This is a genomic window from Klebsiella sp. WP4-W18-ESBL-05, from assembly GCF_014169075.1.
Lineage (GTDB): Bacteria > Pseudomonadota > Gammaproteobacteria > Enterobacterales > Enterobacteriaceae > Kluyvera > Kluyvera ascorbata_B.
Genome location: NZ_AP022057.1, coordinates 3439204 through 3464309, shown reverse-complemented (window position 1 = coordinate 3464309; position 25106 = coordinate 3439204). Strand labels below are relative to the sequence as shown.

Below are 25106 nucleotides of genomic sequence, written 5' to 3'. Positions count from 1 at the left end.
AATAGATTTATGCTCGAGATGTTGATGCAATGGTATCGCCGCCGATTCAGCGACCCGGAGGCCATCGCGCTGCTGGTCATTCTGCTCGCCGGTTTCTGCATTCTGTTTTTCTTCAGCGGCCTGCTGGCGCCGCTGCTGGTGGCAATAGTGCTTGCCTACCTGCTGGAGTGGCCGACGGTACGGTTAGAGCGGCTGGGCTGGTCGCGCACCTGGGCGACCAGCGTCGTGCTGGTGCTGTTTGTTGGCATTCTGCTGCTGATGGCCTTTGTGGTAATGCCCATCGCCTGGCAGCAGGGAATTTACCTTATCCGCGACATGCCCGGTATGCTCAACAAGCTTTCCGATTTTGCCGCCACGCTGCCGCGCCGCTACCCGGCGCTGATGGACGCCGGGATTATCGACGCGATGGCGGAGAATATGCGTACGCGTATGCTGACCATGGGCGACTCGGTGGTGAAATACTCGGTCGCTTCGCTGGTGGGGCTGCTGACCCTGGCCGTGTATCTGGTGCTGGTGCCGCTGATGGTTTTCTTCCTGGTGAAAGACAAAGAGCAAATGCTCAACGCCGTACGCCGCGTGTTGCCGCGCAACCGTGGGCTGGCGGGGCAGGTGTGGAAAGAGATGAACCAGCAAATCACCAACTATATTCGCGGTAAAGTGCTGGAAATGGTGGTGGTAGGTGTCGCCACCTGGCTTGGTTTCCTGATGTTTGGCCTCAACTACTCGCTGCTGCTGGCGGTGCTGGTGGGGCTGTCGGTGTTGATTCCGTACATCGGTGCGTTTGTTGTGACGATCCCGGTTGTCTGCGTCGCGCTGTTTCAGTTCGGTCTGGGCACCGAGTTCTGGAGCCTGTTTGCGGTGTATCTGATTATCCAGGGGCTGGACGGTAACCTGCTGGTGCCGGTGCTGTTCTCTGAAGCCGTGAACCTGCATCCGCTGGTGATTATCCTGTCGGTGGTGATTTTTGGCGGCCTGTGGGGCTTCTGGGGCGTATTCTTCGCCATACCGCTGGCAACGCTGATTAAGGCGGTGGTTCACGCCTGGCCGGACGGTCTGGTGGTGGAAGAAGACGAAACGGCATAATCGATAAAAAACCCGGCGTCGCGATGCTCAGCCGGGTTACGTCATTCACGTCAGGGAAAGGGTCAGGCGTTGGCCTGCAGCCAGCTCAGTACCACGTCGTGGTGATTGCTGGTTTTGAAGTCGTCGAAGACGTGCTCAATTTTCCCTTCCGCATCGACCAGGAAGCTGATGCGGTGAATGCCATCATAGGTTTTGCCCATGAAGGTTTTTTCGCCCCAGATACCAAACTGCTCGCAGACCTGGTGATCTTCATCGGAAAGCAGAGTGAAGTTCAGCAGCTCTTTTTCTGAGAAGCGGGAGAGTTTTTCCGGTTTGTCGGTGCTGATGCCCAGAACTTCAACGCCCGCTTTTTTCAGCTCGTCCATATTATCGCGAAGGCCGCATGCCTGCACGGTGCAGCCAGGGGTCATCGCTTTCGGGTAAAAATAGACCAGAACACGTTGTCCCTGGAAGTCGGTCAAATTTACTTGCTCGCCGTCTTGATCGGGCAAACTAAATTTCGGTGCGATATCACCGGCTTTCAGTGGGTTCATTACTCAGCTCCATCCTGTTCATCATGCTGTGAATAATTAATCACGTTTATACTGCCTTGCGCTTTCAGTTCTGTACATAGTGCTTTGAACGCTTGCTCAATATTTGATGCATTTTGCGTAGCTGGGCTATGGGCGGTAATTTGAATAAACAGCTGCGCCGCGCCTTCGTCGGCGCCCGGCTGGGTTCGCGACACCAGCTCGGCGATGTTCATTTCCCAGCTGTCGAACAGGGCGGTAAAACGCTCAATAATATGCGGCGAATCAGGGACTTCGACCTGTACCCATACGGTGGCCGGCATCGCCGGGCGCGGGCTGGCGGTGGTGCGTTTCATCACGATAAGCAGGTCCAGCTCCGCACCTTTGAGCGGCAGGGTGGACTCAATCAGCGTGATGGCGTTCCAGGTTCCGGACAGCAGCATAATAAAAGTGAATTCATCCCCCAGCATCGCCAACCGACTGTCTTCGATATTACAGCCGCAGCTGCTCACATGACGGGTAATCGTATTGACAATGCCGGGGCGATCCGCGCCCAGGGCCGTAATGACCAGATAGTGTTGTAATGAGGCTGTCAAACCTGTTCTTCCTTTAAAAAGGTGCGGTATATCCTAGGAAAGCATAAAAAAAACCGGCATACAACATTCTGAAGGCCCTGAGTCTCTTGCTTTTATTACAGGACCAAACGTACCATTGAGTTTCATGTCCGCACGTCAGCACAGAGGATGGCCCATGTTCACGGGAAGTATTGTAGCGCTTGTCACGCCGATGGATGAAAAAGGTAATGTCGACCGTTCAAGCCTGAAAAAACTGATTGATTATCATGTCGCCAACGGAACCTCGGCGATTGTGTCGGTAGGGACTACCGGTGAATCAGCCACGCTGAGCCACGAAGAGCATGGCGATGTGGTATTAACCACGCTGGAACTGGCCGATGGTCGCATTCCGGTTATCGCGGGAACGGGGGCAAATGCAACCGCAGAGGCGATTAGCCTGACCCAGCGTTTTAACGACAGCGGCGTCGTTGGCTGCCTGACCGTGACCCCCTATTACAACCGCCCGACTCAGGAAGGGTTGTTCCAGCACTTTAAAGCGATTGCCGAGCATACTGACCTGCCGCAAATTCTGTATAATGTGCCGTCACGTACCGGTTGCGATATGCTGCCGGAAACCGTAGGTCGCCTGGCGAAAATTAAAAATATTATCGCCATTAAGGAAGCCACGGGGAACTTAAGCCGCGTTCATCAGATCAAAGAGCTGGTTTCAGACGATTTCATCCTGCTTAGCGGCGATGATGCAAGCGGTCTGGACTTCATGCAGCTTGGCGGGCACGGCGTTATTTCGGTAACGGCGAACGTTGCGGCGCGTGATATGGCTGAAATGTGCAAGCTGGCCGCCGAAGGGCAGTTCGCGCAGGCGCGCATCATCAACCAGCGTTTGATGCCGCTGCACAATAAATTATTTGTCGAACCCAATCCTATCCCGGTGAAATGGGCGTGTAAGGAATTGGGGCTTGTGGCGACCGACACCATGCGCTTGCCGATGACACCGATCACCGACCACGGTCGTGACGTTGTGGCATCCGCACTGAAGCATGCCGGTTTGCTGTAAAGTTTAGGGAGATTTGATGGCTTACTCAGTACAGAAGTCGCGCCTGGCCAAGGTTGCGGGTGTATCGCTGGTTTTACTGCTTGCGGCCTGTAGTTCCGACTCGCGCTATAAGCGCCAGGTGAGCGGCGATGAGTCCTATCTGGACGCGACGCCGTTAGGTGAACTTCACGCCCCTGCTGGCATGATCCTGCCGATTGAAAATGGCGACTACAACATTCCTGTCGCTAACGGCAGCGGTGCCGTCGGTAAAGCGCTGGATATCCGCCCACCGGCTCAGCCGCTGGCGCTGGTTGCCGGTGCGCGCACGCAGTTTACGGGCGATACCGCCACGCTGCTGGTGGAAAACAGCCGCAGCGGTTCACTGTGGCCGCAGGTGGTCAGCATTATTCAGGCGAAAAACTACGCCATTACCAAGCGTGATGATGCTAGCCAGACGCTGACAACCGACTGGGTTGAGTGGAACCGTCTGGACGAAGACCAGCAGTATCGCGGTCGTTATCAAATCTCCGTGCAGCCTCAGGGCTACCAGCAGGCGGTGATGGTGAAGCTGGTTAACCTGGAACAGGCCGGTAAACCGGTCGCCGATCGTGCTTCTCTGCAGCGCTACAGCGCCGAAATGCTGAACGTGATCTCCGCCGGTCTGGATAAGAACGCCAGCGACGCGCAGGCCTCTCGCGGCACCGCGGGAGCCACCTTTGACGTGCAGAGCGCTTCCGATGATACCGGCCTGCCGATGCTGGTGGTGCGCGCGCCGTTCAACCAGGTCTGGCAGCGTCTGCCGGGCGCGCTGGAAAAAGTGGGCATGAAAGTGACCGACAGCACGCGTTCTCAGGGCAGCATCGCGGTGACCTACAAGCCGCTGTCTGACGGCAGTTGGAGAGATCTGGGTGCCAGCGATCCGGGTCTGGTCTCCGGTGACTACAAACTTCAGGTCGGCGATCTGGACAACCGTAGTAGCCTGCAGTTCATCGATCCGAAAGGCCATACGCTGACGCAGTCGCAGAATGACGCCCTGGTCGCCGTATTCCAGGCCGCATTTAGCAAGTAATTAAACAGGGCTGGAGCAATCCGGCCCTTTTTTCTGTATAGTGACGCAAACGTGTGCGTAGACAGAAAAGCACAAATATTTATGGTTAATCATCACTGGAGTGACAAAGATGCAAAAGCTAGCTGAGTTGTATCGTGGTAAAGCGAAAACCGTATACAGCACCGAAAACCCGGATCTGTTGGTACTCGAATTCCGTAACGATACGTCAGCAGGGGACGGCGCCCGCATTGAACAGTTCGATCGTAAAGGCATGGTGAACAACAAGTTCAACCATTTCATTATGAGCAAACTGGCGGAAGCAGGGATCCCGACCCAAATGGAAGCGCTGTTGTCCGATACCGAATGTCTGGTGAAAAAGCTGGATATGGTGCCGGTGGAATGCGTTGTGCGTAACCGTGCCGCCGGCTCGCTGGTGAAACGTTTAGGGATTGAAGAAGGCATTGAGCTGAATCCGCCGCTGTTTGACCTGTTCCTGAAAAACGACGCGATGCACGACCCGATGGTCAACGAATCCTACTGCGAAACCTTCGGCTGGGTGAGCAAAGAGAATCTGGCGCGTATGCAGGAACTGACCTTCAAAGCGAATGACGTGCTGAAAAAACTGTTCGATGACGCGGGTCTGATCCTCGTGGACTTCAAGCTGGAATTCGGTCTGTTCAAGGGCGAAGTGGTGCTGGGCGATGAATTCTCGCCGGACGGCAGCCGCCTGTGGGACAAAAAGACCATGGACAAAATGGATAAAGACCGTTTCCGCCAGAGCCTTGGCGGCCTGATTGAAGCCTACGAAGAAGTGGCGCACCGTTTAGGCGTGAAGCTCGACTAAGTCATAATGCCTCCCGGCCTCGCGCCATGCGGAGGCCGGATAAGGCGTTGACGCCGCTACTCCGGCAAGGTGCCTATTGTGCCCGATGGCGCTACGCTTATCGGGCCGACTACAATCTCCCTTCCTGACGCATTTCCAGTGGTAATCCCGCCCGTAACCGCCTACGATCGTAACAGTCATAATAAAAAAAGATCGAGGTAGTTATGCGTTGGCAAGGCCGTCGTGAAAGCGACAATGTAGAAGACCGGCGGAACAGTTCCGAATCCCCGTTATCCGGGCGCGGTCCAGGTTTCCGTATTCCAAGCGGCAAGGGCGGCATTATCCTGCTGATTGTCGTGCTGGTCGCGGGCTATTACGGCGTTGACTTAACCGGGCTGATGACCGGCGAGCCGGTTGGACAGAGCCAGCAGCAAAGTTCTCAGCGCGTCAGCAACCCGAATGATGATGAAGCGGCTAAGTTCACCTCGGTTATTCTGGCCACTACCGAAGACACCTGGGCGCAGCAGTTTAAAGAGATGGGCAAAACCTATCAGCCGCCGCGCCTGGTCATGTATCGCGGCGCAACGCGTACCGGCTGCGGCACCGGGCAATCGGTTATGGGGCCGTTTTACTGCCCGACCGATAGCACGGTCTACATCGACCTTTCTTTCTACGATGACATGAAAAGCAAGCTCGGCGCGGGCGGTGATTTCGCCCAGGGCTACGTGATTGCTCATGAAGTGGGTCACCATATTCAAAAACTGCTGGGTATTGAGCCGAAAGTGCGTCAGATGCAGCAGGGGGCATCTCAGGCAGAGGTAAACCGTCTGTCGGTACGTATGGAGCTACAGGCCGACTGCTTCGCTGGCGTCTGGGGCCATAATATGCAGAAGCAAGGGATTCTGGAAGCGGGCGATCTGGAAGAGGCGCTGAACGCCGCGCAGGCTATCGGCGACGACCGTCTACAGCAACAAAGCCAGGGGCGCATCGTGCCGGACAGCTTCACCCACGGGACGTCGCAGCAGCGTTACACCTGGCTGAAACGCGGCTTTGACAGCGGCGACCCGGCGCAGTGCAACACCTTCAGTAAATCGTTCTAAGCCGATGCAGGACGTCATGGATGAGCTGCTCGCGCAGGCCGCGCGAATGGCGCAGGAGGGCATTCGCCGCCTGCTGGTGGTCAGCGGCGAGCCCGACTGGTGCGCTCAGCGGGCAGCGGCGTTTCGTAATGCCGTCGGTCCGGAGGTGCTATGGGTCGGCCCGCAGGCCGCCGCCGAGCCTTTTTGCCCACCGGGTAAATTCGCCACGCTGCTGGGACGTGAGTTCCAGCACGCTATTTTTGACGCCCGCGCGGGGTTTGACGTTTCGGCGTTTGCCGCGCTGGCCGGTACGCTGCGCGCCGGTAGCTGGTTGTTGCTGCTGGTGCCGGACCTTTCTCTCTGGCCAACCCGTGCCGATGCGGACTCGCTGCGCTGGAGCGATACGCCGGAACCTATTGCCACGCCGCATTTTGTCCACCATTTTTGCCGCACGCTAAAGAATAACCCGCAGGCGCGAATCTGGCGTCAGGGGCTGCCGCTTGCGCCGCTAAACGAGACGCCGCGCCCGCGCTGGCAACGTGCGAACGGCCAGCCCGACGGTGAACAGCTGGCGATTTTGTCGGCGCTGGCGAACGCGACTGCGCAGGTTTCCGTGGTCACGGCAGAGCGCGGTCGCGGCAAATCGGCGCTGGCCGGGATGCATATTCGCCAGATTGCCGGTTCGGCGCTGGTGACGGCGCCATCCCGCGCCTCGGCGGAGGTGATTGCCGCCTTTGCCGGCGAGCGCTTTCGTTTTATTGCCCCCGATGCGCTGTTGGCTTCCGATGAAAAGGCCGACTGGCTGGTGGTTGACGAGGCTGCCGCCATTCCGGCGCCGTTGTTACAAAAGCTGATCTCCCGTTTCCCGCACGCACTGCTGACGACCACCGTTCAAGGTTATGAAGGCACCGGGCGCGGTTTCTTGTTGAAATTTTGCGCTGCATTCCCCCAGCGGCAGGCGTTTACCCTGAGCCAGCCCATCCGCTGGGCCGCAGGATGCCCGCTGGAAGCGGTGGTTAACGAGGCGCTGATTTTTGACGATGATGCATTTAATTCTCCTCTTCAGGGGGACGTACGGCCAATCGCCGTTCCCCAATCGGCATGGCAAAGTGCACCGGCGCTGCCGCGTGCGCTGTATCAGCTGCTTTCTGGTGCCCATTACCGTACCTCACCGCTGGATCTCCGACGCATGATGGATGCACCGGGGCAGCATTTTATCAGCGCCCAGTGCGACAGCGGCCCGGCAGGCGCGCTGTGGTTGGTGGATGAAGGTGGCCTGTCGCCGGCGCTGAGCCGCGCCGTGTGGGCCGGCTTTCGCCGTCCGCGGGGTAACCTGGTGGCACAGTCGTTGGCAGCGCACGGCGGCAGTCCGTTGGCGGCGACGCTTATCGGGCGACGCATCAGCCGTATTGCAGTACATCCGCAGCGCCAGAGAGAGGGGATAGGGCAACGCCTGGTGACCCAGGCATGGCAAGAGGCGAAAGGCATTGATTACCTGTCTGTCAGCTTTGGCTATACCGACGCGCTGTGGCGTTTCTGGCAACGCTGTGGTTTTACGCTGGTGCGTATTGGCAGTCAGCGCGAAGCCAGCAGCGGCTGCTATGCGGCAATGGCCCTGCGGCCGTTGACGGCGGCGGGGGAGGCGCTGATGCAGCATGAGCATCAGCGTCTGTGCCGTGAATGGCGCTGGCTAAGCCAGTGGGTGGATGAAAAATTGCCGCTGCCGGATGCCGCAGACGCTATGCTTACTGACGATGACTGGTGGGATCTGGCTGGCTTCGCGTTTGCCCATCGCCCTCTGCTGGCGGTGCTGGCAAATCTCCATCGGCTGAGCGAGCTGGCCGAGAGTGCGATGCCTGCGCTACGTGGGCGACTGCGGGGAGAGAGTGAAGCCGCACTCTGCGCCCAGCTGGGCGTACAGGGCCGTAAGGCGCTGCTGGCGCAAATGCGCCGCGAGGCAGCACACGCGATGCGCGTTATTGATGGCGAACGCACAAACCGTTTGTCGGAACAGATCCTACAACTGCAATTTTTTTAACTGACTCATTCAGTTAAATGGCATGGTCATTATTCTGGTGCGGCGTAAACTGACCGTCAAAACCAAGGAGACAGCCATGACACACGATCATTTTGTTGTTCAAAGCCCCGCGAAGCCCGCTCAACAGCTGCTGCTGTTGTTTCATGGCGTGGGCGATAATCCGGTGGCAATGGGGGAGATCGGCAGCTGGTTTGCGCCGCTGTTCCCGGACGCGTTAATCGTCAGTATCGGCGGTGCCGAGCCGTGCGGCCCAGCGCCGGGGCGGCAGTGGTTTTCCGTACAGGGCGTGACCGAAGACAATCGTCAGGCGCGCGTTGATGCCATTATGCCGACCTTTGTTGAAACGGTGCGCTACTGGCAAAAACAGAGCGGCGTCGGTCCACAGGCCACCGCGCTGATCGGCTTTTCTCAAGGGGCGATTATGTCGCTCGAAAGCATCAAAGCCGAGCCAGGACTCGCCTCACGCGTCATTGCTTTTAACGGCCGTTATGCCACGCTGCCGCAACATGCAGATACCAGCACTACCGTTCATCTGATTCACGGTGGGGAAGACAGGGTTATCGATCTGGCCTGGGCCGTTCGCGGACAGGAAGCGCTGCTGGCAGCCGGTGGCGATGTGACGCTGGATATTGTTGACGAGCTGGGGCACGCGATTGACGATCGCAGCATGCAGTTTGCGCTCGACCATCTGCGCTATACCGTGCCGAAGCACTATTTTGATGAAGCGTTGAGCGGCAGTACGCCGAAAGACGACGATATTATCGAGATGCTATAAGAACATGTAGGCCGGAGAAGACGTTTACGCCACCATCCGGCAATCTGCAGCGGATTGCCTGATGGCGCTACGTTTATCAGGCCTACACGATCCTGCACTATTTCTTCGGCTGGTCTTTCTTCGGCCAGTCGTCGTCATCGTCCCACTTATCGTTAAAGTCGCGATGCGGTGGCAGTTCCGGCTTATCGGCAAGGAATTTTTTATGATCGACGCGGCTAAGATCCTTAATCACGTTGATAATGACCCCCGCCAGAAACACCAGCACCAGAATCCACCAGTATTTTGTCAGCCAATCCATGCGCGTTACCTCTTATGTTATGCCGTCAGGCGACAAGTTGTTCCATGATACGCTGATACATCCGCGCCAGCATCTGCAGGTCGGCGGCGTTCACACATTCGTTGATTTTATGAATGGTGGCGTTCACCGGCCCCAGTTCAACAACCTGTGCACCCATCCGGGCGATAAAGCGGCCATCTGACGTTCCACCGGTGGTCAGCAGCTGCGGTTCTATTTCATTATAGTGCGCAATGGCATTGACTACGGCGTCAACCAGTTTACCGCGGGCGGTCAGGAACGGCTGGCCGGAGATCCACCAGTCCACGCTGTAGCGCAGCTGGTGTTTCTCCAACAGGGCGATAACGCGTTCTTTGATCATCTCGTCGGTCAGTTCGGTGCTGAAGCGGAAGTTGAACTGGACGAACAGATCGCCTGGGATCACGTTGTTGCTACCGGTACCCGCCTTGATGTTGGCAATCTGCATGCTGGTTGGCGGGAAGAATTCATTGCCCTGGTCCCATTCGATAGACACCAGCTCGTTCATCCACGGCGCGGCGCGGTGAACCGGGTTGTCGGCAAGGTGCGGATAGGCAACATGGCCCTGCACGCCGTGAATCGTCAGGTTACAGGTCATCGAGCCGCGACGGCCGTTTTTCACAACGTCGCCCACGACCTCGGTGCTGGAGGGTTCGCCGACCAGACAGTAGTCCAGGCGCTCGTTGCGCGCCATCAGCGCTTCGACCACCTTCACGGTACCGTGGGTAGCGCTCGCCTCTTCATCGGAGGTGATGAGGAACGCCAGGCGGCCTTGATGGTTTGGATGCTGGGCGACAAACCGTTCGGCGGCAACTACCATCGCAGCCAGCGAGCCTTTCATGTCGGCCGCGCCGCGACCAAACAGCATTCCGTCGCGAATCGTAGGTTCGAACGGTGGATTAATCCAACGGTCGGCGTCGCCGGCGGGTACCACATCGGTGTGGCCAGCAAACGCCAGGGTTTCCCCTTTGCCGCGCCATGCCCAGAAGTTCTGGGTATCGCCAAAATCCATCGGTTCAACGGTAAACCCGATTGCGCGCAGGCGTTCAATCATTAATGCCTGACAGCCCGCGTCATCCGGGCTAAGAGAAGGGCGGCGAATAAGCTGCTGAGCCAGCTCAATGACTGGGCAAGACATAAACTAAACCTCGTTATTGTTCGTTATCTGCAAAAAGTCAAAACGGGCGACGGCGTTAACGCGTCTGCGCGAGCCACTGACCATAGCTGGCGTCACTAAAACCCAGCAGCATAGGCTGTGCGGGCGCGTAGAGCAATGGGCGTTTGATGATTGCCGGCATTTCCAGCATTAGCGCGGCGGCGGCATCGGCGTTGTCGATCCCCGCACGAACCTGCTCGTCCAGCTTCCGCCAGGTCGTACCGCGCGTATTCAGCAGCGCTTGCCAGCCGAGTTCGGCAATAAAGGACGCCAGCAGTTCTGGCGTCAGACCGTCGACGCGGTAGTCGTGGAAACGATATTCAACCTGGTGGTCATCCAGCCAACGACGGGCTTTTTTTATCGTGTCGCAGTTTTTTATTCCATAGAGGATGGTCATGTTCCACCTTTATATCAACCGGTTTTAGGGACTCGAATATACACGGAATTCCGGCGGCTGCCTGTTTTAATTTTGCTGCCGCAAATTGGCTAAAAATCATGCAGTTTATTGCGCTAATTACGCAGAAAGTCGCAGATGATTTGCTTTGACATAGCGTAAATTTTTATCATAACATTCACACTTCGATAACTATTTCGGAATATTGCTGTCCGTCACATTAAATGTCCACATTCCGGCCCATAGTGGCTTCAAGCAGTAAACAAATGTTGGCAGCGGCAATTAAAGTAATCGGATTAACCGTATTCACAGGTCATACGACAGTACGTAAAATACGCATAATAATAAGAGAGGTAGTTATGATCGAACGTGAACTAGGGAACTGGAAAGATTTTATCGAAGTGATGCTTCGTAAATAATTTTCAGCAATGTGAGTGACAAGGCGCTGTGTTCTTTCAATAACCAAGACGGTGTTGTTTGCAGTACAGAGTATAAGCATCACATAAAGATAAAAGGCGACATCCTGTGTCGCCTTTTTTTGTGGCTGCGTGAACCCCTCCTGCGAGGGGCTGAGGACTTATTCCTGCTTTTCTTTCAGCGGGAAGCGTCGACGCACCAGCACAAAGAACAGCGGCACGAAGAAGATAGCCAGCACCGTGGCGGATATCATCCCGCCAACTACGCCGGTGCCTACTGCGTGCTGGCCGCCTGAGCCCGCGCCGGTGGTGAGCGCCATTGGCAGCACGCCGAAGATAAATGCCAGCGACGTCATCAGAATCGGGCGCAGACGCTGGCGGCAGGCTTCGAGCGTTGCCGACATCAGGTCTTCGCCTTTCTGGTTCATTTCGTTGGCAAATTCAACAATCAGGATGGCGTTCTTTGCCGAGAGCCCGATGACGGTCAGGAGCCCTACCTGGAAGTAGACGTCGTTCTCCAGGCCGCGCATCCAGGTGGCCAGCAGCGCGCCGATAACTCCCAGCGGGACAACCAGCATCACCGAGAATGGCACCGACCAGCTTTCATACAGCGCCGCCAGACACAGGAACACCACCAGCAGTGAAATAGCGTACAGCGCCGGCGCCTGCGCGCCGGAGAGGCGTTCCTGGTAAGACATCGCCGTCCATTCCAGGCCAAATCCGGAAGGCAGCTGCTGCACCAGATTCTCCATGACATCCATTGCCGTACCGGTGCTGACGCCCGGCGCGGCTTCGCCGACAATCTCTACCGCCGAATAGCCGTTATAGCGTTCCAGACGCGGTGAGCCCGTTTCCCAGCGAGAGGTGGCGAAGGCGGAGAAGGGCACCATCTGGCCCGCGCTGTTGCGCACATACCACAGGTTGATATCGTCCGGCAGCATGCGGTATTTCGCCGCGGCCTGCACGTAGACTTTCTTCACGCGCCCGCGATCCATAAAGTCATTCACGTAGCTTGAGCCCCATGCGGTTTGCAGCGTGTCGTTGATGTCGTCGATAGAGACGCCCAGCGCCTGCGCTTTGCGTTGATCAATATCGATTTGCAGCTGCGGGCTGTCGTCGAGGCCGTTATGGCGCACGCGGGTCAGCTGCGGGTCCTGGCCCGCCAGCTCAAGCAGCTTGTCGCGTGCCGCCATCAGCGCGTCGTGTCCGGCGCCGCCGTGGTCCTGAAGCTCCATATCGAAGCCTGCGGAACTGCCCAGGCCGCTGATGGCCGGTGGGCTACTGGCGTAGACGCGCGCTTCCTTGATTTTGTTCAGCGCTTTGGTGGCGCGCTCGATAATGGCAAATGAGGTGCCGGTAGTGCTGTCGCGCTGGTCCCAATCTTTCAGGCGCACAAACATACGCGCCACGTTCTGGCCGTTACCGCCCGGGCCGGAGCCGATGGTCGCAAAGATAGAGGTAACGTTGTCCGGCTCATTTTTAAAGAAGTAGTCTTCGACTTTCTCAACCACCTTCAGCGTCTGCTGCTGGGTTGCACCGCTGGGTAGCTGTACCGAGGTGGTAAACATTCCGCGGTCTTCCAGCGGCAGGAAAGAAGAGGGCAGACGCAGGAACAGGAACACCATTCCGCCGAGGAGCACGACGTAAATCAGCATCCAGCGTACGCTGCGATGCAGAATTTTCGCTACGCCGGATTCATAGCGACGCGCGCTGGCGTCGAAGCTGCGGTTGAACCAGCCGAAGAAACCTTTCGTGCCGTGGGTTTCGCCTTTATGTACAGGCTTAAGGAGAGTGGCGCACAACGCGGGCGTAAGGATCATCGCCACCAGCACCGACAGCACCATGGCCGAAACGATCGTAATGGAAAACTGGCGATAGATAGCCCCGGTGGTACCGCCGAAGAAGGCCATCGGAATAAACACGGCCGACAGCACCATGGCGATACCGACCAGCGCCCCCTGAATCTGGCCCATTGATTTTCGCGTGGCCTGCCTTGGCGAGAGCCCTTCGGTGCTCATGATACGCTCAACGTTTTCTACCACCACGATGGCGTCATCTACCAGCAGGCCGATGGCGAGCACCATGGCGAACATCGTCAGGGTGTTAATACTGTAGCCACAGGCGTACAGCACCGAGAAGGTTCCCATCAGCACCACCGGCACGGCGATGGTTGGAATCAGCGTTGCACGGAAGTTCTGTAAGAACAGATACATGACCAGGAACACGAGCAGAATGGCTTCCAGCAGCGTTTTCACCACGTCTTTAATCGACGCCTTCACGAAGGAGGTGGTTTCGTAAGCGACTTTGTATTCCAGCCCGTGCGGGAAGTAGGCCTTCAGTTCATCCAGACGCTGAATCACTCGCTCGGCGGTGGCCATTTCGTTAGCCCCGGAGGCAAGCTTAATCCCCAGACCAGAGGCCGGGTTACGGTTGTAGCGGCTAAGGTAGTCATACTTTTCGGCGCCCATTTCGACGGTGGCGACGTCGCCCAGCGTCACTTCTGAACCGTCCTGATTGACGCGCAGCGTGATATTACGGAACTGCTGCGGCGTTTGCAGCAGCGACTGGGCGTTGATGGTTGCGTTCAGCGCCTGTTTATCAACCGACGGCGTGCCGCCTAGCTGCCCGACGGCAATCTGCGCGTTCTGGGATTTAATCGCGCTGGTAACGTCGGCAGCCGTCATCTGATAGCTATTGAGCTTGGCCGGGTCGAGCCAAATACGCATGGAGTATTGGGAACCGTAGGCGTCAATATCGCCCACGCCGTCGACGCGGCTAAGCGGATCCTGAATGTTACTGGCGACATAGTCGGAAATATCTTGCTTATCCATGCTGCCATCGGTAGAGACGAAGGCGATGGTCAGAATATTGGTATCCCCGGTTTTACGTACCGTTACGCCCTGATTTTGTACCGCCTGCGGGAGTTTGTTCATCGCGGTTTGTAGCTGGTTTTGCACCTGCTGTACCGCTTCATCCGGGTTGGTACCGGCGACGAAACTGAGGGTAATGCTGGCCTGACCGGTGGCGCTGCTCTGGGATGACATATACATCAGGTTATCGATGCCGGTCATATTCTGCTCGAGAACCTGCGTTACGGTATTCTCCAGCGTTTGCGCGGACGCGCCGGGATAGTTCGCCGTCACGCGAACGTTGGGAGGAGCGAGGTCGGGGTATTGCTCTACCGGTAAAGAAAAAATCGCCAGGGCCCCGGTAAGGCATAGCAGAATTGCCAGCACCCAGGCAAAAATGGGGCGATCGATGAAGAAATTCGCCATCAGGATCCAAACCTCGTGTTGTTCATTTTTTTTACGTACAGAATTGCGAGAAACACTGTAGCCGTAAGGCTCTCAGCAATCGTGGAGAAAAAAAGGAGATAATGTAAATTATCATGCCGCTTTTACGAAAGCTTTGCATAGCATGACGTAAGCGGCTTAAAGCCAATGAAACGTAATTTCATTTAAGATGAAATTTTTTGATCTGCCACAGCTAACCGACAAATAGTCGCGAATTCTGGACAAATGGACATTGCCTGTACGGTAGCTCCTCGGCTAATAAATAGGGCTTATAAATATAAGGTTTTATAACCATAGGCTGAGAGAGTATGAACCGTTTTATTCGGGTGGATAGCCAAAAATGTATTGGATGTAGAGCATGTGAAGTGGCCTGTGTGATGTCGCATAACGATGAGCAACATGTGCTCGACGTCGCGCAGTTTTTGCCGCGCATCACGGTCGTCAAAATGAATCAACAACGTGGCGCTGCGACCTGCCATCATTGTGAGGACGCCCCCTGCGCCCGCAGCTGCCCGAATGGCGCCATTCGTCAGGTCGATGACGCCATCCAGGTCGATCAGGCAAAGTGTATTGGCTGTAAATCCTGCGCCGTCGCTTGCCCGTTTGGCACCATGCAGATAGTCCTGGCGCCCGCAGCCGATGGCCGTGTCAAAGCCACCGCGCACAAATGTGACCTTTGTCAGACACGTCCGGGTGGACCGGCCTGCGTGGAAAACTGTCCGGCAGACGCGCTGCAGCTGATGACCAGCCAGCAGTTAACTGAGATTGCCCGCACCCGTCGTCTGCAGACGGCCTGTCGCGAAGCGCAGCCGTGGCATGGCGATACCCGGGCCGTAGCGCCAATCGCGCAGCGCAGCAAGGTGCAGCAGATGGCGCAAACGCCCGCGCGCGGCGAAGCTGATAAACTCAACCTGGCGGAACGTAAAACCGGTTTTGGCGAAATCTATTTGCCGCTGCGTGAAGATCAGGCTCAGCAGGCCTCCTCGCGCTGCCTGAGCTGCGGCGAGCACAGCGTCTGCGAATGGACCTGCCCGCTGCACAACCATATTCCACAGTGGATTGCGCGGGTGAACGCTGGCGATATCGATGCGGCGGTGGAGCTGTCGCATCAGACCAACCCGCTGCCGGAGATTACCGGCCGCGTTTGCCCGCAGGACCGACTCTGCGAAGGGGCTTGTACTATCCGTGACGAACACGGTGCAGTGACCATCGGTAATATTGAACGCTATATCTCCGATCGCGCGCTGGCCAAAGGCTGGCGGCCGGATATCGGCAATGTTGTCAGCAGCGGCAAGCGGGTGGCGATTATCGGTGCCGGGCCTGCGGGGCTGGCGTGTGCCGATATTCTGGTGCGCCAGGGCGTTGAGCCGGTGGTATTCGATCGCCATCCGGAAATCGGCGGCCTGCTGACCTTTGGCATTCCGGCGTTCAAGCTGGATAAATCGCTGATGGCCCGCCGCCGTGAAATTTTCACCGAGATGGGCATCCGCTTTGAGCTGAACTGCGAGATTGGCGCAGAAATCACGCTGGACACGCTGCTGAATGACTACGACGCAGTGTTCGTCGGCGTGGGGACCTATCGTTCCATGAAGGCCAACTTGCCGAATGAGGACGCGCCCGGCGTGTATGACGCGCTGCCGTTCCTGATTGCCAACACCAAGCAGGTGATGGGGCTCGGCGAGTTACCTGATGAACCGTATATCAACACCCAGGGGCTGAACGTGGTCGTGCTCGGCGGCGGTGATACGGCGATGGACTGCGTGCGTACCGCACTGCGTCACGGGGCAGAAAAAGTGACCTGCGCCTATCGTCGCGATGAAGCCAACATGCCGGGTTCGAAAAAAGAGGTCAAAAACGCTAAGGAAGAGGGGGCCGAGTTTGAATTCAACGTCCAGCCCGTGACCCTTGAACTGGATACCAGCGGCCGCGTGTGCGGCGTGCGCTTCCTGCGGACTCAGCTCGGCGAACCGGACGGCCAGGGGCGTCGCCGCCCGACACCCATTCCCGGCAGCGAGTTTGTGATGCCTGCCGATGCGGTGATCATGGCGTTTGGTTTCCATCCGCACAGCATGCCATGGCTGAACGCGCAGGGCGTTGAGGTGGACGACTGGGGACGCATTCGTGCGAACGTGCATTCGCGCTATCGCTATCAGACCTCGAACCCCAAAATTTTTGCCGGCGGCGATGCGGTGCGCGGGGCCGACCTGGTGGTGACGGCCATGGCGGAAGGGCGCCATGCGGCGCAGGGGATCCTCGACTGGCTGGGCGTAAAAGTGACTCGCGCGCATTGACGATACCCGGGCTTCACGGCGTAATATGGCGCGAAAGCGTTATCGCCGTGGAGCCCACATGTCCCTTAATATCAACGTCATCAAAGATCAAATCCTCTCTGACAACTACTTTGTCCTGCGCAATATTACCTACGATTTAACGCAGAAAAACGGTACGGTCGTGCGCCATAAGCGTGAAGTTTACGATCGCGGCAACGGTGCGACGGTGCTGCTGTACAACAGCCAAAAAAAGAGCGTGGTGCTGGTGCGCCAGTTCCGCGTGGCAACCTGGGTGAACGGCAATGCCGACGGTATGCTGATTGAAGCCTGCGCCGGGCTGCTCGACGACGACGATCCGGAAACCTGCATCCGCAAAGAGGCCATCGAAGAGACCGGCTACCAGGTGAGTCACGTACGTAAGGTCTTTCAACTGTATATGTCGCCGGGCGGCGTGACCGAAATCATCCATTTCTTTATCGCGCAATACGATGACCGCCTGCGCGATAACGCCGGCGGCGGAGTCGATGATGAAGATATTGACGTGCTGGAACTGCCGTTTTCCCAGGCGCTGGAAAAGGTGCGCAGCGGCGAAATTTGCGACGGTAAGACGGTGATTTTACTTCAGTATCTTCATGCATCCGGCCTGATGGCGTAATTTTGCCTGTAGCTCAATCCGATAAATCCGATTGAGGGTTGCCGCTTCGTCATCCAGGATAGCCCCGGTAAGTTGATGCTTTTTTCTTCTGGGGTTGTACCGTCCATGCGTTACCGCGTTTTCCTTTTTATCTTCTGCATCGGGTGGCTCCCGACGTCGTCGACGTGGGCGGCGCCGGCGCAGCAGCTTTTCTCCGATTGGTTAGTCACCTGCAATAATCAAAATTTCTGCGTGACCCGCAACGTAGGCCTGCACTATGGGCTGGTGATGACGTTAAGCCGTAGCGCCGGGGCGCATACCGATGCGCAGCTGCGCATTGAGCTGGGCGGGCTGGTTAATCCGGTGGCGACCGTACCGGCGATTGAACCGCGGTTGCTGCTTGACGGTAAGCCGCTGAAGCTGAATGGTGAACGCTGGAAAGTTCAGCCGAAGCTGCTGACGACCGGCGATAGCGCCACGATCGATGCTTTCCTGCAGCTGATTCAGGATGCCCACGCGATGACCCTGGCGAGGGGCGTTCAGGTCATTTCATTGCAGGGGTTGAAGGCGGCACTGCTGTTTATCGACGCGCGCCAAAAACGGGTGGGCAATGAAACCGCGTGGGTAAGAAAAGGCGACGAGCCCCCGCTCAGCGTGCCGCCCGCGCCGGCGCTTAAGGCGGTGGCAAAAGTGAATGCCGCGCCGACGCCGTTGGGTCATGATGAGTACAACGACCTGCTGGATTTTGCCACCTGGCGGATGAACAACGTGCAGTGTTCACTCGACCCCCTGCGTCGTGAAGTGTGGGTGACGGCGCTGACCGATGATAAGGCACTGATCATGACCAGCTGCGAGTCTGGCGCTTATAACACCTTCTACCGTGCCTGGCTGGTGTCGCGAAAAAAACCGTTTGTGACGACGCCGATTCGCCTGCGTCTGCCGTTCGTGCCTTCAGGCAGCGAAGGGCGTGATATTGAGCTGGTCAATCTCACGTACAACGAAAAAAGCCGCGAGCTGGTGACGCTTGAAAAAGGCCGCGGCCTTGCCGACTGCGGTGTACAAACGCGCTGGCGCTACGACGGCCAGCGTTTTCGCCTGGTGCGCTACGCCGCGCAGCCGCAGTGTGATAACTGGCAGGGGCCAGACGCCTGGGCAACACAGTGGGTTTCCGGCTAACATTTTTCCCTTCCTCTGCGCCGCCTGATGACGGCGCATTCCCCCTATATCCTCGTGCGTCTAGCCTATCAACGTAATGATTAATTTAGCTATTCAGGATGATGGCTGAACATTATCGCGGTGAGGCATGATGATGCCAGGAAATGGCCAGACGCTTTGCCCATAGCCATTAGGTTATGGCTGGCATAACAAAAAAGCATATCTGGAAATCATGATCTTACTATCGATACTTGATAACATATCAGACATAAATAGATAACAAACACAGGCGTGTTCGCAAGAGTATGGCGGCCTTCAAAGTTTACCGGGCGGCCACAGGCGATACTAGGCGCTTCCCTTCGGGAGTGCATCAGGACGTAATTGCGCTTCACCCTTTTAGTTCGATACGTGAAAGGAACCCTAAATGGACGACCAATTAAAACAAAGTGCCCTCGATTTCCATGAATTCCCCATTCCAGGTAAAATTCAGGTCTCTCCCACCAAGCCGTTAGCCACCCAACGCGACCTTGCGCTGGCCTATTCGCCGGGCGTTGCCGCACCGTGTCTTGAAATTGAAAAAGACCCGCTGGCGGCCTACAAATATACCGCGCGTGGCAACCTGGTGGCGGTGGTGTCAAACGGCACCGCGGTGCTCGGCCTCGGCAATATTGGCGCGCTGGCCGGTAAGCCGGTGATGGAAGGTAAGGGCGTTTTGTTCAAGAAGTTCGCCGGTATTGACGTTTTCGATATCGAAGTGGATGAGACTAATCCGGACAAATTTATCGACGTGGTGGCGGCGCTGGAGCCGACCTTTGGCGGCATCAACCTCGAAGACATTAAAGCGCCGGAATGCTTCTACATTGAGCAGCAGCTGCGCGAACGTATGAACATTCCGGTGTTCCACGACGACCAGCACGGCACGGCGATTATCAGTACCGCCGCTATTCTTAACGGCCTGCGCGTGGTGGAGAAAAATATCTCCGATGTTCGCATGGTGGTTTCCGGCGCTGGCGCCGCAGCGATTGCCTGTATGAACCTGCTGGTGGCGCTGGGGATGCAGAAACACAACATTGTGGTCTGCGACTCCAAAGGCGTTATCTACGAAGGCCGCGAGCCGAACATGGCGGAAACCAAGGCGGCTTATGCGGTGAAAGATAATGGCAAACGCTCGCTGGACGATGTGATTGCCGACGCGGATATCTTCCTTGGCTGCTCTGGCCCGAAAGTGCTGACCCAGGAGATGGTGAAGAAGATGGCCCGCGCGCCGATGATCCTTGCGCTGGCGAACCCGGAACCGGAAATACTGCCGCCGCTGGCCAAAGAAGTGCGCCCGGACGCCATCATCTGTACCGGCCGTTCCGACTACCCGAACCAGGTTAACAACGTCCTGTGCTTCCCGTTCATCTTCCGCGGCGCGCTGGACGTCGGCGCGACGGCCATCAACGAAGAGATGAAGCTGGCGGCCGTTCACGCTATCGCCGAGCTGGCCCATGCCGAGCAGAGCGAAGTGGTGGCTTCCGCCTACGGCGATCAGGATCTGAGCTTTGGCGCGGAATACATCATTCCTAAACCGTTCGATCCGCGCCTGATCGTGAAGATCGCCCCGGCCGTTGCTAAGGCGGCGATGGACTCTGGCGTCGCGACGCGCCCGATTGCTGATTTCGATGCCTACATCGAAAAACTGAGCGAGTTCGTCTATAAAACCAACCTGTTTATGAAGCCTATCTTCTCGCAGGCGCGCAAAGAGCCGAAGCGCATCGTGCTGGCGGAAGGGGAAGATACCCGCGTGCTGCACGCGACGCAGGAGCTGATCACTCTGGGGCTGGCAAAGCCGATTCTGATTGGTCGCCCGAGCGTGATTGAAATGCGTATTCAGAAGCTGGGGCTGCAAATTAAACCGGGCGTTGACTTTGAAATCGTCAATAATGAATCCGACCCGCGCTTTAAGGAGTACTGGCAGGAATACTACAGCCTGATGAAGCGCCGCGGCATCACTCAGGAACAGGCGCAGCGCGAGATGCGCAGTAACACCACGGCTATCGGCTCGATTATGGTACTGCGCGGGGAAGCCGACGGTATGATCTGCGGCACCATCGGTGACTACCATGAGCACTTCAGCGCCGTGAAACCGCTGTTTGGCTACCGTGACGGCGTACATACGGCCGGAGCAATGAACGCGCTGCTGCTGCCGAGCGGCAACACCTTTATTGCCGATACCTACGTCAATAACGATCCTACGCCGGAGCAGATCGCCGAAATCGCCCTGATGGCGGCGGAAAGCGTGCGTCGTTTCGGTATTGAACCGCGCGTGGCGCTGCTGTCGCATTCCAACTTTGGCTCTTCCGATTGCCCGTCGGCCAGCAAAATGCGTGACGCGCTGGAGCTGGTGAAGGCGCGCGCGCCGGAGCTGATGATTGATGGTGAAATGCACGGCGATGCCGCGCTGGTCGAAAGCATCCGCAATGACCGCATGCCGGACAGCCCGCTGAAAGGCTCCGCCAATATTCTGGTGATGCCGAATATGGAAGCGGCGCGTATCAGCTACAACCTGCTGCGCGTATCCAGCTCTGAAGGGGTGACCGTGGGGCCGGTGCTGATGGGGGTGGCAAAACCGGTTCACATCCTGACGCCGATTGCCTCTGTACGCCGTATCGTCAACATGGTGGCGCTGGCGGTAGTTGAAGCGCAGACCCAGCCGCTGTAAGCATTTAAATCTCTTATTAGGCGCGGGTTCCCCCTGCGCCTTTTTGCAGGAATAGTTAACGCCTGACCGGATAGGCGATAAATAACCCAAGAATAGTCAAAATACATGCAATCATACACATGAAAATACAATTCTTACGCGTGCGTTGAATAGGGATGACTGCGCAGATAAGGGCTATTATTGCCATTACTATCGGGGTTGCGGCGATATTGATAATAAGCAGTACAATTAAGCCAAAACTTGCCCCGCCACTGTGGGGGATAAAGATTTTATCGTGAAAGCAAACCTCCATCACAAAGGCGATCAGGCTTCCCGCGAGGCTCATATCCAGGTGATGGTACCACCTGGCGCTTTCCGTATCTGCGATGGGTATGTTGTGCTCCATTAAAACTTAACCCTTTCTTTTTGCGAAAAAAAGCCAGCCGCATCTTTATGTCTATTATGTTGTTCTGTATTTTCTAATGAATGCTCATAGGGTTATGTTTGCTGATGGGTTGTTGCCGTTGTTTTACATGAAGGGCAAATAAATCCATAAAGCATTCCAGCAAGATAAGTATCTATATCGTGGCAATCAATCTGCGCAATAAACGTCATTGTCTGGCTGCATTCAGGGCATTGCGGGTATTCCGCATCCTGAACCCAGGTGGGATGCCCGCCAATCTGCGAGAACGTTGTCGGCAGCAGTTCATCTGCGGCGAATAATGGCAGACGATCTTCGGCGGGATATAATCCGTTGATGGGCAACGGGCACCAATCTTTCGCATTTTCAACGGCAAGTGCTGAGAGCGGGTTTTTGGGGCGTAATTGCGGCTTGCCCTTGTCATCAATCTGGCTGTAAACAGGGTGATAAACGGAACAGCACTCGCAGGTCATCATACGCAGTGCGCCAGGCCAATTATTGATACCCAGAGCGTCAGGCGCGATTTCAAATAGATTAATCAGCGGCAGATGGCAGTGAGGGCAATTTTCGCCCTGTTTTATAATGGTGCTGAACGGGCGAGAGGCTGTGCTGGGTTGCCGGGTTAAATGAATGCATTGCGGGAAGTAGAGATTGCGTCGACCGCCTGATTGCGTTAATTCCCACCCTGCGGTGCGCGCGTAATCCTCTGGCGGGATGTAGAGGGAATGACGCCATGTTGGCGGCGTTTGCCGCCAGTGGTTAAAGCGTTCGACGACGGCTGAATCACCAATCCAGGCGAGAGCGCAAAGTAGATTGCTGCGGTTTTCTTCATCGTATTCAACGCGTTGTAAAAGCGTATCGCGAACATCGGCAGGGGCGCGATGAAAGGGGAAGGCAGGATAGCAGTCGAAGTCCTCTTCATCTTCAACCCATTGGCGCAAACAATTATCCAGATTCGCCTCAGTAAATGCGGCCAGACAAAGACAAATCTCTTGTGCTTGCTCGTATTCGTCGTTATCGAATAGCGCTTCAGCGTGGCAGGCCATTTCGCTGGCCTGGCTGGGGGTGAGTTGCTGGTAAAGCGTATCGGTGGCGACAGGGCATGGCACCCAGAAAATGAGTGGATCGTTAGCCGGCGGTAGGTGAACCCGTTTTAACATCTCGACCGGATCGCTAATGCCCTCGAATATGTTTACCGTTTTCCGATTTTTTTTGATGTAATCATCGTATTCCTGTTTTTCACGAGCTCGAACACAGGGCATACAATATCCATCTGTACGTGCCGCTGTGGTGGGGAGAATACGGTGTGAACAATCAGGATTTCTACATGCAACGCGATCATCATCCATGAGTACTGCTCCGGGCATTGTGATGTGGAGGAGACTGTGCGCGCAGCGATGACGCGCCATCCGATAATTCAGTATCGTCATTCCGGATGGCGTAACTTGAGGAAAAATGCGTAACTAGACCCAATCGCGAACTTTCAGAAAAGTGCTCAGCGCTGCTTCTGGGCTGCCATCTTCCGGCTGGTAGTTATACTCCCAGCGCACCAGCGGCGGCATCGACATCAGAATGGACTCCGTGCGCCCGCCGGTCTGCAGGCCGAACAGCGTACCTCTGTCCCACACCAGATTGAACTCAACGTAGCGCCCGCGGCGGTAGAGCTGGAAATCGCGTTCGCGCTCGCCATAAGCCATCGCTTTGCGACGCTCGACGATGGGCAGGTAGGCGTCGGTAAAGCCGTTTCCTACCGCCTGCATAAAGGCGAAGCAGCGGGCAAAGTCTGGCGTATTCAGATCGTCAAAGAACAGGCCGCCAATGCCGCGCTGCTCCTGGCGGTGCTTAAGATAGAAGTAGTCGTCACACCACTTTTTATAACGCGGATAGACGTCATCGCCAAACGGCTGGCACAGGTCGCGCGCGACGGTGTGCCAGTGCACGGCGTCTTCATCAAAACCGTAGTAAGGGGTTAAATCGAAGCCGCCGCCGAACCACCACACTGGCTCAGCACCCGGTTTTTCGGCAATAAAGAAACGCACGTTGGCATGGCTTGTCGGCACATACGGATTACGCGGGTGAACGACCAGCGATACGCCCATGGCCTCGAAGCTGCGCCCGGCAAGCTCCGGGCGGTGCGCCGTTGCGGAGGCGGGCATCGCGTCGCCATGTACGTGGGAGAAATTGACGCCAGCCTGTTCAAAGACGGCGCCGTCGCGTAGCACCCGGCTACGGCCGCCACCGCCGGCATAGCGCTGCCAGCTATCTTCGATAAATGCGCCGCCGTCGAGCTGTGCAAGCTGGCGGCATATCTCGTCCTGTAGCCCGAGCAGAAAGGCTTTAACCTGATCGACGTTAATGGTCATCAGCGTCGCTTCGCGTGGGCTTTCTGGTTATCGAACCAGTGGAAGTAGCTGATGATGCCCGAAGCGATAGCATCGGCGATTTTTTGTCGAAATGCCGTGGTGCCCAGCAGCTTCTCTTCGGCCGGGTTGGTAATAAAGGAGGTTTCGACCAGCACGGAGGGAATCGACGGCGACTTCAGAACCACAAATGCCGCCTGCTCGGTGCTGCGGCTGTGCAGCTTGTGCACCGGCTTAATTTTCTTCAGCACGTGCGAGCCGAGCGTCAGGCTGTTTTTGATGGTATCGGTTTGTACCAGATCGAACAGCACCTGCTGCAGAAGATGGTCTTTGTCTTTGGCCTTCTTGCCCGCCAGCTCATCAGCGGCGTTTTCACGGTCCGACAGATACTTTGCCATTGCGCTACTGGCCCCGCGGTTGGAGAGGGCGAAGACCGACGCGCCTGCGGCAGAGGGGTTAGTAAAACCATCTGCGTGAATTGACATAAACAAATCTGCGCCGTGCTTATGGGCGATTTCAACCCGATCGTACAGCGGAATAAAGGTATCGCCCGAGCGGGTCAGCCGAGCATCGATGCCGTTTTTCTGCAGAATAGCGCGAACGTTTTTGGCAATCGCCAGCACCACATGCTTTTCTTTCGAACCGTTATGGCCGATTGCGCCGGTATCAATACCGCCGTGGCCTGGATCCAGCATCACCAGCCGACGGCTTGATGTTTTTTTCGCCGGCTTACTGTGACCATTGCTGGTTTTTAAGGTGGTGTCTTTTGCTGCCGCGTGGGAAGCTATCCCTGACAGCGTGAGCGCAGCCAATCCGGCTTTCAGCACCTGGCGGCGCGAAGTCAGTATTTTTAATGGTTTAAAAGTGCTCATTCCGGCCTGAGTTGTAAAAACAAGAATCTATATGTTATATCGTATCGCGATCTTCGTTACGACAGTTCGTGATGAGAATTGTTTTACTTTTCATTTCAATACGTGTCTGTACCTTATTATGCCATTTTTTTCACTGTGCCGCGCCAGATATTGGCTAAATTGGCCGTTCACGCCAT

General features: G+C 56.5%; 22 protein-coding genes. 12 read left to right on the top strand and 10 right to left on the bottom strand.

The window, feature by feature from the left end:
* Positions 1-9: 9 nt before the first annotated feature.
* Complete coding sequence (locus tag H7R58_RS16585; RefSeq protein WP_106924144.1) at positions 10-1083, top strand: AI-2E family transporter; 1074 nt, start codon at positions 10-12, stop codon at positions 1081-1083.
* A 62-nt stretch (positions 1084-1145) separates the two neighbouring features.
* On the opposite strand, the gene bcp is transcribed toward H7R58_RS16585, so the two are convergent.
* Positions 1146-1616 (bottom strand): thioredoxin-dependent thiol peroxidase, encoded by a 471-nt coding sequence (bcp, locus tag H7R58_RS16580; protein WP_106924145.1) that lies wholly within the window; start codon positions 1614-1616, stop codon positions 1146-1148.
* The gene (locus H7R58_RS16575; RefSeq protein WP_181357944.1) at positions 1616-2188 is read right to left on the bottom strand and encodes a glycine cleavage system transcriptional repressor; all 573 of its coding nucleotides are present in this window, start codon (positions 2186-2188) and stop codon (positions 1616-1618) included. The genes bcp and H7R58_RS16575 overlap by 1 nt, the downstream gene beginning before the upstream one ends.
* A gap of 154 nt (positions 2189-2342) precedes the next feature.
* Between H7R58_RS16575 and dapA the strand changes: the two genes are divergently transcribed.
* The 6 genes from dapA (at position 2343) to ypfH (ending at position 8963) form a co-directional block, all read left to right on the top strand.
* Entirely contained in the window at positions 2343-3221 is an 879-nt protein-coding gene (dapA, locus tag H7R58_RS16570; protein WP_106924147.1) for a 4-hydroxy-tetrahydrodipicolinate synthase, read from the top strand.
* A gap of 16 nt (positions 3222-3237) precedes the next feature.
* On the top strand, positions 3238-4269 hold the full coding sequence (gene bamC / locus H7R58_RS16565; RefSeq protein ID WP_106924148.1) for an outer membrane protein assembly factor BamC: 1032 nt from the start codon (positions 3238-3240) through the stop codon (positions 4267-4269).
* A gap of 109 nt (positions 4270-4378) precedes the next feature.
* Positions 4379-5092, top strand: coding sequence for a phosphoribosylaminoimidazolesuccinocarboxamide synthase (gene purC / locus H7R58_RS16560; protein ID WP_035891480.1), 714 nt, complete (start codon positions 4379-4381; stop codon positions 5090-5092).
* A gap of 203 nt (positions 5093-5295) precedes the next feature.
* Positions 5296-6171: a KPN_02809 family neutral zinc metallopeptidase gene (locus H7R58_RS16555; protein ID WP_106924149.1), complete on the top strand. Its 876-nt coding sequence runs from the start codon at positions 5296-5298 to the stop codon at positions 6169-6171.
* 16 nt (positions 6172-6187) lie between these two features.
* Positions 6188-8188 (top strand): tRNA(Met) cytidine acetyltransferase TmcA, encoded by a 2001-nt coding sequence (locus tag H7R58_RS16550; RefSeq protein ID WP_308811465.1) that lies wholly within the window; start codon positions 6188-6190, stop codon positions 8186-8188.
* Between the two features lie 76 nt (positions 8189-8264).
* The gene (ypfH, locus tag H7R58_RS16545; RefSeq protein WP_106924436.1) at positions 8265-8963 is read left to right on the top strand and encodes an esterase; all 699 of its coding nucleotides are present in this window, start codon (positions 8265-8267) and stop codon (positions 8961-8963) included.
* Positions 8964-9060: 97 nt separating this feature from the next.
* On the opposite strand, the gene H7R58_RS16540 is transcribed toward ypfH, so the two are convergent.
* From H7R58_RS16540 to H7R58_RS16530, 3 genes are read right to left on the bottom strand one after another with little or no spacing between them, the layout of a single operon-like run.
* Positions 9061-9261, bottom strand: a complete 201-nt coding sequence (locus tag H7R58_RS16540) for a YpfN family protein (protein ID WP_106924151.1) — start codon at positions 9259-9261, stop codon at positions 9061-9063.
* 25 nt (positions 9262-9286) lie between these two features.
* On the bottom strand, positions 9287-10414 hold the full coding sequence (dapE, locus tag H7R58_RS16535) for a succinyl-diaminopimelate desuccinylase (RefSeq protein ID WP_106924152.1): 1128 nt from the start codon (positions 10412-10414) through the stop codon (positions 9287-9289).
* A gap of 55 nt (positions 10415-10469) precedes the next feature.
* Complete coding sequence (locus H7R58_RS16530) at positions 10470-10829, bottom strand: ArsC family reductase (RefSeq protein ID WP_106924153.1); 360 nt, start codon at positions 10827-10829, stop codon at positions 10470-10472.
* A 356-nt stretch (positions 10830-11185) separates the two neighbouring features.
* On the opposite strand from H7R58_RS16530, the gene ypfM reads away from it, so the two are divergent.
* Positions 11186-11245 carry a protein YpfM gene (gene ypfM / locus H7R58_RS16525; RefSeq protein ID WP_001386977.1) on the top strand — a complete coding sequence of 20 codons (60 nt, stop codon included), beginning with the start codon at positions 11186-11188 and terminating at the stop codon, positions 11243-11245.
* 158 nt (positions 11246-11403) lie between these two features.
* Here ypfM and acrD read toward each other — a convergent pair whose 3' ends face one another.
* Positions 11404-14517: a multidrug efflux RND transporter permease AcrD gene (acrD, locus tag H7R58_RS16520; RefSeq protein ID WP_106924154.1), complete on the bottom strand. Its 3114-nt coding sequence runs from the start codon at positions 14515-14517 to the stop codon at positions 11404-11406.
* 326 nt (positions 14518-14843) lie between these two features.
* On the opposite strand from acrD, the gene aegA reads away from it, so the two are divergent.
* From aegA to maeB, 4 genes are all read left to right on the top strand, one after another.
* Complete coding sequence (gene aegA, locus H7R58_RS16515) at positions 14844-16826, top strand: formate-dependent uric acid utilization protein AegA (RefSeq protein ID WP_182930205.1); 1983 nt, start codon at positions 14844-14846, stop codon at positions 16824-16826.
* A 58-nt stretch (positions 16827-16884) separates the two neighbouring features.
* Positions 16885-17460: a GDP-mannose pyrophosphatase NudK gene (gene nudK, locus H7R58_RS16510; protein WP_106924156.1), complete on the top strand. Its 576-nt coding sequence runs from the start codon at positions 16885-16887 to the stop codon at positions 17458-17460.
* Positions 17461-17565: 105 nt separating this feature from the next.
* Complete coding sequence (locus tag H7R58_RS16505) at positions 17566-18615, top strand: DUF1176 domain-containing protein (RefSeq protein ID WP_106924157.1); 1050 nt, start codon at positions 17566-17568, stop codon at positions 18613-18615.
* Between the two features lie 403 nt (positions 18616-19018).
* On the top strand, positions 19019-21298 hold the full coding sequence (maeB, locus tag H7R58_RS16500; RefSeq protein ID WP_182930206.1) for an NADP-dependent oxaloacetate-decarboxylating malate dehydrogenase: 2280 nt from the start codon (positions 19019-19021) through the stop codon (positions 21296-21298).
* A 55-nt stretch (positions 21299-21353) separates the two neighbouring features.
* On the opposite strand, the gene H7R58_RS16495 is transcribed toward maeB, so the two are convergent.
* From H7R58_RS16495 to amiA, 4 genes are all read right to left on the bottom strand, one after another.
* Positions 21354-21683 carry a hypothetical protein gene (locus H7R58_RS16495; protein WP_182930683.1) on the bottom strand — a complete coding sequence of 110 codons (330 nt, stop codon included), beginning with the start codon at positions 21681-21683 and terminating at the stop codon, positions 21354-21356.
* Positions 21684-21775: 92 nt separating this feature from the next.
* Positions 21776-23047 (bottom strand): DUF1963 domain-containing protein, encoded by a 1272-nt coding sequence (locus H7R58_RS16490; RefSeq protein WP_227674180.1) that lies wholly within the window; start codon positions 23045-23047, stop codon positions 21776-21778.
* Between the two features lie 114 nt (positions 23048-23161).
* Positions 23162-24061, bottom strand: coding sequence for an oxygen-dependent coproporphyrinogen oxidase (gene hemF, locus H7R58_RS16485; protein WP_182930207.1), 900 nt, complete (start codon positions 24059-24061; stop codon positions 23162-23164).
* Positions 24061-24930 (bottom strand): N-acetylmuramoyl-L-alanine amidase AmiA, encoded by an 870-nt coding sequence (gene amiA, locus H7R58_RS16480; protein WP_106924160.1) that lies wholly within the window; start codon positions 24928-24930, stop codon positions 24061-24063. The genes hemF and amiA overlap by 1 nt, the downstream gene beginning before the upstream one ends.
* Between the last annotated feature and the right edge of the window lie 176 nt (positions 24931-25106).

Bases quoted from the DNA above. Each gene is read 5' to 3' on its own strand.
- H7R58_RS16585 (WP_106924144.1), top strand. From the start codon at position 10: ATGCTCGAGATGTTGATGCAATGGTATCGCCGCCGATTCAGCGACCCG.
- bcp (WP_106924145.1), bottom strand. From the start codon at position 1,616: ATGAACCCACTGAAAGCCGGTGATATCGCACCGAAATTTAGTTTGCCC.
- dapA (WP_106924147.1), top strand. From the start codon at position 2,343: ATGTTCACGGGAAGTATTGTAGCGCTTGTCACGCCGATGGATGAAAAA.
- bamC (WP_106924148.1), top strand. From the start codon at position 3,238: ATGGCTTACTCAGTACAGAAGTCGCGCCTGGCCAAGGTTGCGGGTGTA.
- purC (WP_035891480.1), top strand. From the start codon at position 4,379: ATGCAAAAGCTAGCTGAGTTGTATCGTGGTAAAGCGAAAACCGTATAC.
- H7R58_RS16555 (WP_106924149.1), top strand. From the start codon at position 5,296: ATGCGTTGGCAAGGCCGTCGTGAAAGCGACAATGTAGAAGACCGGCGG.
- H7R58_RS16550 (WP_308811465.1), top strand. From the start codon at position 6,188: ATGGATGAGCTGCTCGCGCAGGCCGCGCGAATGGCGCAGGAGGGCATT.
- ypfH (WP_106924436.1), top strand. From the start codon at position 8,265: ATGACACACGATCATTTTGTTGTTCAAAGCCCCGCGAAGCCCGCTCAA.
- H7R58_RS16540 (WP_106924151.1), bottom strand. From the start codon at position 9,261: ATGGATTGGCTGACAAAATACTGGTGGATTCTGGTGCTGGTGTTTCTG.
- dapE (WP_106924152.1), bottom strand. From the start codon at position 10,414: ATGTCTTGCCCAGTCATTGAGCTGGCTCAGCAGCTTATTCGCCGCCCT.
- H7R58_RS16530 (WP_106924153.1), bottom strand. From the start codon at position 10,829: ATGACCATCCTCTATGGAATAAAAAACTGCGACACGATAAAAAAAGCC.
- acrD (WP_106924154.1), bottom strand. From the start codon at position 14,517: ATGGCGAATTTCTTCATCGATCGCCCCATTTTTGCCTGGGTGCTGGCA.
- aegA (WP_182930205.1), top strand. From the start codon at position 14,844: ATGAACCGTTTTATTCGGGTGGATAGCCAAAAATGTATTGGATGTAGA.
- nudK (WP_106924156.1), top strand. From the start codon at position 16,885: ATGTCCCTTAATATCAACGTCATCAAAGATCAAATCCTCTCTGACAAC.
- H7R58_RS16505 (WP_106924157.1), top strand. From the start codon at position 17,566: ATGCGTTACCGCGTTTTCCTTTTTATCTTCTGCATCGGGTGGCTCCCG.
- maeB (WP_182930206.1), top strand. From the start codon at position 19,019: ATGGACGACCAATTAAAACAAAGTGCCCTCGATTTCCATGAATTCCCC.
- H7R58_RS16495 (WP_182930683.1), bottom strand. From the start codon at position 21,683: ATGGAGCACAACATACCCATCGCAGATACGGAAAGCGCCAGGTGGTAC.
- H7R58_RS16490 (WP_227674180.1), bottom strand. From the start codon at position 23,047: ATGGATGATGATCGCGTTGCATGTAGAAATCCTGATTGTTCACACCGT.
- hemF (WP_182930207.1), bottom strand. From the start codon at position 24,061: ATGACCATTAACGTCGATCAGGTTAAAGCCTTTCTGCTCGGGCTACAG.
- amiA (WP_106924160.1), bottom strand. From the start codon at position 24,930: ATGAGCACTTTTAAACCATTAAAAATACTGACTTCGCGCCGCCAGGTG.